The organism is Streptomyces sp. NPDC093085 (genome assembly GCF_040683935.1).
Taxonomy (GTDB): domain Bacteria; phylum Actinomycetota; class Actinomycetes; order Streptomycetales; family Streptomycetaceae; genus Streptomyces.
In genome coordinates, this window is sequence record NZ_JBFBFB010000001.1 from 596,523 (window position 1) to 608,763 (window position 12,241).

The following is a 12,241-nucleotide window of genomic DNA, read 5'->3' on the forward strand; positions in this document are numbered from 1 at the left end:
GCCGTGACTTTGGTATCGGGCGCCGGGCGCGGGCGTCCCGTGTCCGGCCCGGGCGCCTATGTTCTCCGTATGAGTGCGACCCGTACGGACCACCCCTGGCTGCTCCCCGCGGAACTGGCCGGCGAGCGCGGCCCCCGCCTGCCCGGGGACGGGGGCGAGGCGCCGCCGCGCCGTACCGTGCGCGACTGGGCCATCGACACCTGTCTCTTCCTGCTCGCCGCCGGCATGGCGACGCTCACCCTCGGCCAGATCGCCAAGGCGGACCAATCCGATCTCGCCCAGGGCCTCGACATCCTCGCGGGCGTCCTCGCCTGCGCCGCCCTCTGGCTGCGGCGGCGGTGGCCGGTCGGGCTCGGGGCGGCGCTCGCCGTACTCAGCGCGGTGGCCCCGCTGGCCGGCGGCGCCGCCACCGTCGCGCTCTTCTCCGTCGCCGTGCACCGGCCCTTCCGGCCGGTCGCCGTCGTCTTCGGGCTGGGCCTGGCCGCCGGGGTCGGCCAGCTCTACCTCCGCCCCGACCCCGGCACATCGCTCACCTTCCAGCTCGTCGCGACGGCGATCGTGACCCTGCTGCCGGTCGGCTGGGGCATGCTCGTACGGGCCAGGCGCCAGCTCGTCGTCGCGCTCCGCGAGCGGGCCGAGCGGGCCGAGGCCGAGGCCGCGCTCCGCGCCGAGCAGGCCCAGCGGCTGGCCCGCGAGGCCATCGCCCGCGAGATGCACGACGTCCTCGCCCACCGGCTCACCCTGCTCAGCGTCCACGCGGGCGCCCTGGAGTTCCGCCCGGACGCCCCCGCGCCCGAGATCGCCCGCGCGGCCGGGGTGATCCGGGACAGCGCCCATGAGGCGCTCCAGGACCTCCGCATGATCATCGGGGTGCTGCGCGCCCCGGACGGCGACGACGGCGAACACCCCCAGCCCACCCTGGCCACGCTCGACACCCTGATCGCCGAGTCCCGCAGGGCCGGTATGGACGTCGCCCTCGACAACCGGGTCGCCGAGCCGGCCGCCGTGCCCGCCGCCGTCGGCCGCACCGCGTACCGGATCGCCCAGGAGGCGCTGACCAACGCCCGTAAACACGCCCCCGGCACCGGCTCCACCGTCCGGGTCGGCGGCGGCCCCGGCGACGGGCTCACCGTCGAGGTCCGCAACACCGCGCCCACCGGCGAGGTCGTCAAGGTGCCCTCCTCGGGGCAGGGGCTGATCGGGCTGACCGAGCGGGCCGCGCTGGCGGGCGGCAGGTTCGAGCACGGACCGACCGGGGACGGCGGATTCGCCGTCCGCGCTTGGCTACCGTGGGCGGTATGACCATCAGGCTGATCATCGTGGACGACGACCCCCTGGTCCGGGCCGGGCTGACCTTCATGCTCGGCGGGGCCGACGACATCGAGATCGTGGGGGAGGGGGCCGACGGCGGTGAGGTGCCCGACCTGGTCGCACGGTGCGCGCCGGACGTGGTCCTCATGGACATCCGGATGCCGGCGGTGGACGGGCTGACCGCCACCGAACGGCTCCGGCGGACCTCGGGCGCCCCCGAGGTCCTGGTCCTCACCACCTTCCACGCCGACGAACAGGTGGTGCGGGCGCTGCGCGCCGGGGCCGCCGGGTTCGTCCTCAAGGACACCCCGCCGGCCGAGATCGTCACCGCCGTACGGCGGGTGGCGGCCGGCGATCCGGTGCTCTCGCCCGCCGTCACCCGGCAGCTCATGACCCATGTCGCGGGCGGCGGTACGGAGCCGGGGTTCCCGCCGGGCGACGGTGCAGCGCGCCGGCGGCGGAGCGCGGCGGACCGGCTCACGGTCCTCGGGGAGCGGGAACGGGAGGTCGCGCTCGCCGTCGGACACGGCCGCTCCAACGCGGAGATCGCCGCCGGGCTCTACATGAGCGTCCCCACCGTCAAGGCCCATGTCTCCCGCGTCCTGGCCAAGCTCGACCTCAACAACCGGGTCCAGATCGCCCTCCTGGTCCATGACGCGGGCCTGGCGGGGGAGGAGTAGCCCGCTCCGGGAGCCGGTTCACGCGCCCGGGGCACGCTCGTGGGTTGCGCGCCCGGGGCACCTACCCGGTTCACGCGCCCGGGGCACCCCCGGGGATCTCCGCCAGCCGTACCGGGCGGTGCTCCGCGCGGGAGAGTTCGCACGCCTCGGCGATGCGCAGGGCGTGCAGCGCCTCCCGGCCGTCGCACGGGTTGGCCAGCTCGCCCATGACGACCTTCACGAACGCGTCCAGCTCCGCCTCGTACGCCGGGGCGAAGCGCTCCAGGAACCCCGGCCACGGGTTGTCGCAGGGCGGCGGGCCCTTCGGCTCCGTCGAGGTGATCGGCGTACGGTCGTCGAGGCCGACCGCGAACTGGTCCCGCTCGCCCGCCAGCTCCATCCGTACGTCGTACCCCGCCCCGTTGCACCGGGTCGACGTCGCCGTCGCCAGCGTCCCGTCGTCCAGGGTCAGCACCGCCGCCGCCGTGTCGATGTCCCCCGCCTCGGCGAAGACCGCCGGGCCCGCGTCCGACCCCGTCGCGTAGACCTCCGCCACCTCCCGCCCGGTCACCCAGCGCAGGATGTCGAAGTCGTGGACCAGACAGTCCCGGTAGAGCCCGCCGGAGAGCGGCAGATACGCGGCGGGCGGCGGCGCCGGGTCCGAGGTGACCGCCCGTACGGTGTGCAGCCGGCCGAGCCGCCCCGAGCGGACCAGCTCGCGCGCGGCCACGTACCCCTCGTCGAAGCGGCGCATGAAGCCGAGCTGGAGCACCGTGCCCGCCCGGTCCACCGTCTCCAGCGCGGCCAGCGTGCCCGGCAGGTCCACCGCGATGGGCTTCTCGCAGAAGCAGGGCAGCCCCGCGCGGGCCGCCCGGCTGATCAGCTCGGCGTGCGCCGAGGTGGCCGAGGTGATCACGACCGCGTCCACCCCCCAGGCGAAGACCTCGTTCACGGAGGGCGCGAACGTCGCCCCGATCCGGTCGGCGACCCGCGCGGCGCGGGCCGGCTCCATGTCGGCGACGACCAGGTTGCCGACGTCGCGATGGCGGTTGAGTACATCCGCGTGGAAGGTGCCGATCCGGCCGGTGCCGATGAGTCCGATGCGCATGGCCACTAGGTTGCCCCAGTCGATCACCCTGTCAAGGCTATGTCCTGACAATCGGACTTCCCTACTTCCCGTCAACAGGCCATGCGACTACGCTCGGGCCGTGCCCCAGCAGCCGAGAGCTCTCCGCACCGGACAGCAGACCACCGGCCCGGCCGACCCCGTCGCCCGGGCGCCGGAGCACGCCCCGCCGCTGCGGCTCGGCGTCGACCGCGCCAGCCCCGTACCGCTCTACTTCCAACTCGCCCAGCAGCTCGAAGGCGCCATCGAGCGCGGCAGACTCGCCCCCGGCAGCCTCCTCGGCAACGAGATCGAGCTCGCCGGACGGCTCGGGCTCTCCCGGCCCACCGTCCGCCAGGCCATCCAGTCCCTGGTCGAGAAGGGGCTGCTGGTGCGCCGCCGGGGCGTCGGCACCCAGGTCGTGCACAGCCAGGTCAAACGCCCCCTGGAGCTGAGCAGCCTCTACGACGACCTGGAGGCGGCGGGACAGCGCCCCGCCACCCGCGTCCTCCGCAACGTCCTGCGCCCCGCCCCCGCCGAGGTCGCCGCCGCCCTCGGGGTCCCCGAGGGCACCCAGGTGATCCTGGTGGAGCGGCTGCGGTACGCGCACGACGAACCCATGGCGTACCTCCGCAACCACCTCCCCACCGACGTCGTCGACTGCGCCACCGACACCCTCCAGACCACCGGCCTCTACCGGATGCTGCGCGACGCCGGGATCACCCTGCACAGCGCCCGCCAGACGGTCGGGGCACGGGCCGCCACCGACGCGGAGGCCGAACTGCTGGGGGAGCCCGCCGGGGCGCCGCTGCTCACCATGGAGCGCACCGCCTTCGACGACACGGGGCGCGCGGTCGAGTTCGGCTCGCACATCTACCGTGCGTCGCGGTACTCCTTCGAGTTCCAGCTCCTCGTCCGCGCCTGACCCGCACCCGACCCGCACCCCGCCGGTAACCCGTACGCCGCCTGTACGTGGCCCGCGCGCAGCCCGTACGTGGCCCCGCCGACCACCGCTGACCAGCCATGACGGATAATCGGTCGGCCGGGCCTTCGACACCCATGCCCGGCCGCACCGAGGAGTACCGCAAGAAGGGCACGGCGTCGTGGCAAGGGTTCGGACAGGGGTACGCGCGCTGGGCGCCGTACTGGCGGCGGTGCTCGGGGCCTCGGCCCTCACAGCCTGTAGCAGTACGGGCGGCCTGCGCGCCGAGGAACGGGCCCGCCAGAGCGCCGCCCAGGGACGGGCCGCCGTGGACACGCCCCGGTGGACCGTGGCCATGGTCACCCACTCGGGCAGCGGCGACACCTTCTGGGACATCGTCCAGAACGGCGCGAAGCAGGCCGCCGCCAAGGACAACATCAACTTCCTCTACGCCAACAGCGACGAGGGCCAGCAGCAGGCCCAGCTCGTCCAGTCGTACATCGACAAGAAGGTCGACGGGCTGATCGTCACCCTCGCCAAGCCCGACGCCATGAAGGACGTCGTCGCCCAGGCCGTCCGGGCCGGCATCCCGGTGATCACCGTGAACTCCGGCGCCGCCGAGTCGAAGAGCTTCGGCGCCCTCACCCACATCGGCCAGGACGAGACCATCGCCGGCGAGGCCGTCGGTGAGGAACTGGACAAGCGCGGCAGGAAGAAGGCGCTCTGCGTCCTCCACGAGCAGGGCAACGTCGGCCACGAGCAGCGGTGCGCCGGGGCGGAGAAGACCTTCGGCGGCACCCTCCAGAACCTCTATGTCGACGGCACCAACATGCCCGACGTCCAGGCGTCCATCGAGGCCAAGCTCCAGGCCGACCCCGCCATCGACGCCGTCGTCACCCTCGGCGCGCCCTTCGCTGACGCCGCCGTCCAGGCCAAGCGGACGGCAGGCAGCACGGCCGAGATCGACACCTTCGACCTCAACGCCAAGGTCGCCACCGCGCTGACCGCCGGCACCCTCGGCTTCGCCGTCGACCAGCAGCCGTACCTCCAAGGGTACGAGGCGGTCGACCTGCTCTGGCTCCACCGCTACAACGCCGACACGCTCGGCGGCGGCCGGCCGGTGCTCACCGGACCCCAGATCATCACCAAGAAGGACGCGGCGGCCCTCACCGCCTACACCGAGCGGGGCACCCGGTGACCGCGACCGCCCCGCCGGCCGACGGGGAGCGGGCGGCGCCCGCCGCCACGCTCCGCGCCCTGCTCGGCCGGCCGGAGCTGGGCTCGGTCGTCGGCGCCGCCGCGGTCTTCCTCTTCTTCGCCTTCACCGCCGACTCGTTCCTCCGCCTCGCCAGCCTCGGCACCGTCCTGTACGCGGCCTCCACCATCGGCATCATGGCCGTCCCGGTGGCCCTGCTGATGATCGGCGGCGAGTTCGACCTGTCCGCCGGGGTGATGGTGACCAGCTCGGCGCTGGTCTCCTCGATGTTCAGCTACCAGATGACCGCGAACGTATGGGTCGGCGTGGCGGTGTCGCTGCTGGTCACGCTCGGGTTCGGATTCCTCAACGGGTTCCTGCTCACCCGTACCCGGCTGCCCAGCTTCATCATCACGCTCGGCACGTTCCTGATGCTCACCGGACTCAACCTGGGGGTGACGAAGCTGCTCAGCGGCACCGTCTCCACCAAGTCCATCGGCGACATGGAGGGCTTCGCCTCGGCCCGCGCGCTCTTCGCCTCCCAGCTCACCCTCGGCGGCGTCACGCTGAAGGTCACCATCCTGTGGTGGCTCGGTCTGGTCGCGCTCGCCACCTGGATCCTGCTCCGTACCCGCTTCGGCAACTGGATCTTCGCGGTGGGCGGCAACGCGGACGCCGCCCGCGCCGTCGGCGTCCCGGTGCGGCGCACCCGGATCGGCCTCTACCTGGGTGTGGCCTTCTGCGCCTGGATCTCCGGGCAGCATCTGCTCCTCTCGTTCGACGTCGTCCAGTCCGGGGAAGGCGTCGGCAACGAGCTGATCTACATCATCGCGGCCGTCATCGGCGGCTGTCTGATCACCGGCGGCTACGGCTCGGCCATCGGCTCCGCCGTCGGCGCGTTCATCTTCGGCATGACGAGCAAGGGCATCGTCTACGCCGAGTGGAACCCGGACTGGTTCAAGTTCTTCCTCGGAGCGATGCTCCTGCTGGCCACCCTGCTCAACGCATGGGTACGCGCACGGGCGGAGGCGTCCCGATGACCGCACTCGTCGAACTGACCGGCGTCGGCAAGGACTACGGCGCCGTCCGCGCCCTGGAGGGCGTCTCCCTGGAGGTACGCGCCGGGGAGATCACCTGTGTGCTGGGCGACAACGGCGCCGGGAAGTCCACCCTCATCAAGATCATCGCCGGGCTCCACCGGCACGACGCGGGCGACTTCCTCGTCGACGGCGAGCCTGCCGCGCTCGGCTCCCCGCGCGACGCGCTGGACCGGGGCATCGCCACCGTCTACCAGGACCTCGCCGTCGTCCCCCTGATGCCGGTCTGGCGGAACTTCTTCCTCGGCTCCGAGCCCCGCAAGGGGCGCGGGCCCTTCAAACGGCTCGACGTGGCCCGGATGCGCGCCACCACCCGCGCCGAGCTCCGCCGGATGGGCATCGAGCTGCGCGATGTCGACCAGCCCATCGGCACCCTCTCCGGCGGCCAGCGCCAGTGCGTGGCGATCGCCCGCGCCGTCCACTTCGGCGCCCGGGTCCTCGTGCTGGACGAGCCGACGGCGGCGCTCGGCGTCAAACAGTCCGGGGTGGTCCTGAAATACGTGGCCGCCGCGCGGGACGCCGGGCTCGGCGTGGTCCTCATCACGCACAACCCGCACCACGCCTACCTGGTGGGCGACCGCTTCGTCCTGCTCAAGCGGGGCACCATGGCCGGCAGCCACACCAAGGACTCGATCACCCTGGACGAGCTGACCCGGCAGATGGCGGGCGGCTCCGAGCTGGCCGAACTCACCCACGAGCTGGCCCGCACCCCCGCCCCCGACCTGCGCCGCAAGGACACCCCGGACGAGAAGTGACCCCGGGGCGCACGGTGCCCCCGTCTGCCCCGGATGGCACAATCTGGCAGGGCGGACACCGGTCCGCCGTCGCCGCCCGACCGGGACCGGCGGCCCCCGACCCCCAGGGACACCACGACTCGTGCGAGCACCCAGGCCCACTCGGTACGGCCCGACCGATCCGACGGACGACACCCGAGGAGCGGGCCGATGAGCACCTACCGGGACCTCGCCCACCGGGGCACCGCCCGCGCCACCGTCCTGCGGACCGTCGGCACCCGGGAGCGCCGCTCCCTGCTGACCGCGCCCCGCGTCCCGACCGTCGGCATCGACATCGGCGGTACGAAGGTGATGGCCGGGGTGGTCGACCCGGACGGCAACATCCTGGAGAAGATCAGGACCGAGACGCCCGACAAGTCGAAGAGTCCCCGGGTCGTCGAGGACACCATCGTCGAGCTGGTCCTCGATCTCTCCGACCGGCACGACGTGCACGCCGTCGGTATCGGCGCGGCCGGCTGGGTCGACGCCGACCGCTCCAAGGTGCTCTTCGCCCCGCACCTCGCCTGGCGCGACGAACCCCTCAGGGACGCGCTCTCCTCCCGGCTCGCCGTCCCGGTCATGGTCGACAACGACGCCAACACCGCCGCCTGGGCCGAGTGGCGCTTCGGCGCCGGGCGCGGCGAGGACCACCTCGTCATGATCACGCTGGGCACCGGCATCGGCGGGGCCATCCTGGAGGACGGCCGGGTCAAGCGCGGCAAGTTCGGGGTCGCCGGAGAGTTCGGCCATATGCAGGTCGTGCCCGGCGGCCACCGGTGCGCCTGCGGCAACCGGGGGTGCTGGGAGCAGTACAGCTCCGGCAACGCCCTGGTCCGGGAGGCGCGGGAGCTGGCCGCCGCGGACTCCCCGGTCGCGTACAACATCATCGAGCACGTCAAGGGCAACGTGCAGGAGATCACCGGGCCGCTCATCACCGAGCTGGCCAGGGACGGCGACGCCATGTGCGTCGAACTCTTCCAGGACATCGGGCAGTGGCTCGGCGTCGGCATCGCCAACCTCGCCGCCGCCCTCGACCCGTCCTGCTTCGTCATCGGCGGGGGCGTCAGCGCCGCCGACGACCTCCTCATCGGCCCGGCCAGGGACGCCTTCCGCCGCCATCTCACCGGGCGCGGCTACCGCCCCGAGGCCCGGATCGCCAAGGCCCAGCTCGGCCCCGAGGCGGGCATGGTCGGCGCCGCGGACCTCGCCCGTCTCGTCGCCCGGCGCTTCCGGCGCGCCAACCGCCGCCGGGTGGAGCGCCATGAACGGTACGAGCGGTACGCACAGGCCATCAGGACCGCCCGGCCGGGCCAGGAGCCGCCGTCATGACCATGGACCGGCCGCACCCCCCCTCCGTACCCGGCCCGGACCGGCCGGGGCCCGCGGAGCCCGCCGCCAGGCCGCCCGAGGACCGGCGCCACCGCAACCGGCGCCGCTGGCTGACCGCGATCGTCATCGTGCTGCTCATCGGGATCCCGGCCGGGTATCTCGTGGTCTCGGCGGAGCAGAGCCGGGACAGCGGCCGCAACAAAGAGATCGAGTCGGCCGCGACCGGGCTCCAGGACCTGCGTCCCTCCAAGATGAAGCGGCGCGTCTTCGAGGTGCCGGTCCCGCCCGGCGCCACCCGGGTGCGGTACTTCGAGACGAGCAACTGGAAGACCAGCAGGCTCTATGTCCAGTTCGACGTGACCTCCGGGCGGCTCGACGCCTTCCTCACCGACCTCGGCACCAGCCGCTCGGCCCTGGTGGACGGATCCCTCCCCATCACCCCCCGCGACCGGCAGACCGTGGGGTGGGACTTCGATCAGCCAGGACACCACCTGGCGGGCGTCCAGCACCGGCAGCCGGGCCCGCGCCCCAGCCAGGACGTCGTCGTGGACCTGACCGACCCCGGGTTCCCGAGGGTGTACGTGGTCTCCACGACGACCCCGTGAGCCGGCGGCTCCTCCGCGAGGAGTCGGCTCTCGGCGAACTGGGCTCGCCCGTAAAGAAGTTGATATGGAAAGCTGTCGCCTGCCGATTCGCGGGCCGGGCGCCCCCGGGCGGTCCGCCGGAAGGAGCACAGCGTGTCAGAGCAGGGCCTCCGCGCCGAGGACATCGACACCAGCAGGGCGCACCCTGCCCGTATCTACGACTATCTGCTGGGCGGCAAGGACAACTACGACATAGACCGGCAGGCCGGCGAACGGCTCGCACTCGCCGCGCCCGAGGTACGGATCGGCCTCAAGGCCAACCGGGCCTTCCTGCGCCGCGCCGTCCGCCATGTGGTCGACAGCGGCGTCCGCCAGATCCTCGACATCGGCACCGGGCTGCCCACCTCCCCGAACGTGCACGAGGTCGCCCAGGAGGCGGCGCCGGACGTCCGGGTCGCGTACGTCGACAACGACCCCATCGTCCGCGCCCACGCCGACGCGCTGCTCAGCGACTCCGCTACGACCAGCATCGTCCTCGGCGACCTGCGCGACCCGTCGGCCGTGCTGGACCACCCGGACATCCGCCGCGTCATCGACTTCGACCGGCCGGTCGCCCTCTTCCTCGTCGCCGTCGTGCACTTCCTCACCGACGAGGAGAAGCCCGAGGAGGTCGTCGCCGCCCTCCGCGACGCCCTGGCGCCCGGCAGCTTCCTGGTCCTGTCCCATGTCACCAACGACTTCCAGGACCGCCGCGACGCCGTGGCCGTCTACGACAACGCCTCCGCCACCCTGAACCTCCGCCCCCGCGCCCAGATCGAGGGCTTCTTCGGCGACTTCGGCCTGATCGAACCCGGGCTGGTCCAGGTCCCGTTCTGGCGCCCGGACGGCCCGCCGCCGCCCCACTCCGAGGAGATCGGCATCTACGCGGGCGTGGCCCGCAAGAACGGCTGACGCCCCCTCCGCCCGCGCCGACGGCCCCGCTGGTCGCTGGACGGTCCGGGGAATGGCTCGAAGCAGCCCCCGGCTTCGCTCTGCTCGGCCACCGCCGACCGCCCGGCCCACTACGATGCCCCGGGGGATGTGGAGGATCATCCTCCGGGGCCGGACATACGCCGGACAGGATGAGGAGGTCTGGCGGAGTCCCCCGCCCCCCTCCCATGGGAAATCGTGAGATATGGGAGCGTGAGCGGGTGAGTGAGACAACGCCCCCCAAGACCCTTCAGTACCGCATGGACGGTCCGGAGGACGCCCCTGTCCTGATTCTGGGGCCTTCCCTCGGCACCACCTGGCACATGTGGGACCGTCAGGTCCCCGAGCTGGCCCGCCAGTGGCGGGTGTTCCGCTACGACCTCCCCGGTCACGGCGGCGCCCCGGCCCACCCCGCCACCAGCGTCCCCGAGCTGGCCCGCCGGCTGCTCGACACCCTCGACGGGCTCGGCATCCAGCGCTTCGGCTATGTGGGGTGCTCCATCGCCGGGGCCATCGGCGCCGAACTGGCGCTGCGCCGCCCCGACCGGATCGCCTCGCTGGCGCTGGTCGCGGCCTCGCCCCGGTTCGGTACGGCCGACGAGTTCCGCCAGCGCGGGGTAATCGTCCGGGCCAACGGCCTCGACCCGATGGCCAGGACCGCGCCCGAGCGCTGGTTCACCCCCGGCTTCGCCGCCGCCCAGCCGGCCATCGTCGAATGGGCGGTCCAGATGGTCCGTACCACCGACCCCGGCTGCTACATCGCCGCCTGCGAGGCGCTGGCCGCCTTCGACATCCGGGCCGAGCTGGGCCGTATCTCCGTGCCCACCCTCGTTCTGGTCGGCGCGGAGGACCAGGTCACCGGGCCCGCCGAGGCACGCACCCTGGTCGCGGGGATACCCGACGCGCGCCTCGCGCTGGTCCCCGGCGCCTCCCACCTCGCCCCGGTCGAGCAGCCCGCCGCCGTCACCGATCTGCTGGTGACCCACTTCGCCACCGCCTGGTACAACCCGTCCGACACCGCGACCGGGCTCACCGTGATGCCCGACCGGATGGCCGGGCCCTCGGTCTCGGCGACGGTCGGCCCGGTCGCCGAGATCGCCCCCGCCGAGCAGCCCCAGCCGGTGGCCGCCGGGCGCGTCGACCCGTACGACGCGGGGATGCTCGTACGGCGCCAGGTCCTCGGCGACGCCCATGTGGACCGGGCCATGGCCACCGCCGACGAGTTCTCCGGCGACTTCCAGGAGCTGCTGACCCGGTACGCCTGGGGCGAGGTGTGGACCAGGGAGGGGCTCGACCGCCGTACCCGCAGCGCCGTGACGCTCACCGCGCTCGTCGCCGGCGGCCATATGGAGGAGTTCGCCTTCCACACCCGGGCGGCGCTCCGCAACGGGCTCACTCCGGCGGAGATCAAGGAAGTCCTCATCCAGGCGGCCGTCTACTGCGGCGTCCCGGCGGCGAACACCGCGTTCCGGGTGGCCAGGACCGTGGTCCAGGAGGAGACCCGGCCGGAGGCGTAGGAGGATGGGCGGGGGGAGCGGGGAGCGGTCGGCTCGGCTCGATGCGGTTCGGTTCGATGCGGTTCGGTTCGGTTCGGCGCGGGAGGCAGTGATGAGGCTCACCAAGAAGACCCACGCGTGTGTGCGGCTGGAGAAGGACGGGCGGGCGCTCGTCATCGACCCCGGCGTCTTCACCGAGGAGGACGCGGTCCGGGACGCCGACGTTCTGCTGGTCACCCATGAGCACCCCGACCACTTCAGCGAGGAGCGGCTGCGCGCCGGGCTCACCGGGAACCCGGGCGCCGAGCTGTGGACGCTGCGCAGTGTCGCGGAGCGGATGTCCGCCGCCTTCCCCGGACGGGTCCACACGGTGGGGCACGGCGACGCGTTCTCGGCGGCGGGCTTCGACGTACGGGTGTACGGCGAGCTCCACGCGGTGATCCACCCGGATCTGCCGCGCGTCACGAACGTCGGCTACCTGGTGGACGGCGCCGTCTTCCACCCCGGGGACGCCCTCACCGTCCCCGACCACCCCGTCGACACGCTGCTGCTGCCCGTCCAGGCCCCCTGGAGCAAGATCTCCGAGGTCATCGAGTATGTACGGGAGGTGAAGCCGGTGCGGGCCTTCGACGTCCACGACGCGCTCCTCACCGACCTCGCCCGGCCCGTCTACGACACCCACATCGGCAACCTGGGCGGCGCGGAGCACGCCCGGCTCGCCCCGGGCGCCTCGGCCGACCTGTAGCCCGGGGCCGGGGCCGGGCCGGGGCCGGAGCCGGGCCCGGGGGGCGTCGAGGGCGC

Annotated in this window: 12 protein-coding genes; 11 read left to right on the forward strand and 1 reads right to left on the reverse strand. The window is 73.2% G+C overall.

The features are described 5' to 3' along the window. The first annotated feature begins 69 nt into the window (after positions 1-69). The gene (locus AB0O07_RS02435; RefSeq protein WP_365625578.1) at positions 70-1,302 is read left to right on the forward strand and encodes a histidine kinase; all 1,233 of its coding nucleotides are present in this window, start codon (positions 70-72) and stop codon (positions 1,300-1,302) included. Next, positions 1,299-1,991 carry a response regulator transcription factor gene (locus AB0O07_RS02440; RefSeq protein ID WP_365625581.1) on the forward strand — a complete coding sequence of 231 codons (693 nt, stop codon included), beginning with the start codon at positions 1,299-1,301 and terminating at the stop codon, positions 1,989-1,991. The genes AB0O07_RS02435 and AB0O07_RS02440 overlap by 4 nt, the downstream gene beginning before the upstream one ends. 70 nt (positions 1,992-2,061) lie before the next feature. On the opposite strand, the gene AB0O07_RS02445 is transcribed toward AB0O07_RS02440, so the two are convergent. Beyond that, positions 2,062-3,078, reverse strand: a complete 1,017-nt coding sequence (locus tag AB0O07_RS02445) for a Gfo/Idh/MocA family oxidoreductase (protein ID WP_365625584.1) — start codon at positions 3,076-3,078, stop codon at positions 2,062-2,064. A 190-nt stretch (positions 3,079-3,268) separates the two neighbouring features. Between AB0O07_RS02445 and AB0O07_RS02450 the strand changes: the two genes are divergently transcribed. The 9 genes from AB0O07_RS02450 to AB0O07_RS02490 all read left to right on the forward strand — a co-directional run bounded on the left by AB0O07_RS02450 (position 3,269) and on the right by AB0O07_RS02490 (position 12,185). After that, complete coding sequence (locus AB0O07_RS02450) at positions 3,269-4,000, forward strand: GntR family transcriptional regulator (RefSeq protein WP_365627922.1); 732 nt, start codon at positions 3,269-3,271, stop codon at positions 3,998-4,000. 178 nt (positions 4,001-4,178) lie between these two features. Beyond that, positions 4,179-5,195, forward strand: coding sequence for a sugar ABC transporter substrate-binding protein (locus AB0O07_RS02455; protein ID WP_365625587.1), 1,017 nt, complete (start codon positions 4,179-4,181; stop codon positions 5,193-5,195). After that, entirely contained in the window at positions 5,192-6,232 is a 1,041-nt protein-coding gene (locus AB0O07_RS02460) for an ABC transporter permease (protein ID WP_365625590.1), read from the forward strand. Before AB0O07_RS02455 ends, AB0O07_RS02460 begins: the two co-directional genes overlap by 4 nt. Further along, positions 6,229-7,044, forward strand: a complete 816-nt coding sequence (locus tag AB0O07_RS02465; protein ID WP_365625593.1) for an ATP-binding cassette domain-containing protein — start codon at positions 6,229-6,231, stop codon at positions 7,042-7,044. Before AB0O07_RS02460 ends, AB0O07_RS02465 begins: the two co-directional genes overlap by 4 nt. 189 nt (positions 7,045-7,233) lie before the next feature. Continuing rightward, positions 7,234-8,391, forward strand: coding sequence for an ROK family glucokinase (locus tag AB0O07_RS02470; RefSeq protein WP_365625596.1), 1,158 nt, complete (start codon positions 7,234-7,236; stop codon positions 8,389-8,391). Continuing rightward, entirely contained in the window at positions 8,388-8,996 is a 609-nt protein-coding gene (locus AB0O07_RS02475; protein WP_365625599.1) for a hypothetical protein, read from the forward strand. Before AB0O07_RS02470 ends, AB0O07_RS02475 begins: the two co-directional genes overlap by 4 nt. A 132-nt stretch (positions 8,997-9,128) precedes the next feature. Then, complete coding sequence (locus tag AB0O07_RS02480; protein WP_365625602.1) at positions 9,129-9,926, forward strand: SAM-dependent methyltransferase; 798 nt, start codon at positions 9,129-9,131, stop codon at positions 9,924-9,926. Positions 9,927-10,165: 239 nt separating this feature from the next. Next, entirely contained in the window at positions 10,166-11,461 is a 1,296-nt protein-coding gene (gene pcaC / locus AB0O07_RS02485; protein ID WP_365625605.1) for a 4-carboxymuconolactone decarboxylase, read from the forward strand. Positions 11,462-11,552: 91 nt separating this feature from the next. After that, on the forward strand, positions 11,553-12,185 hold the full coding sequence (locus AB0O07_RS02490) for an MBL fold metallo-hydrolase (RefSeq protein WP_365625608.1): 633 nt from the start codon (positions 11,553-11,555) through the stop codon (positions 12,183-12,185). Positions 12,186-12,241 lie beyond the last annotated feature (56 nt).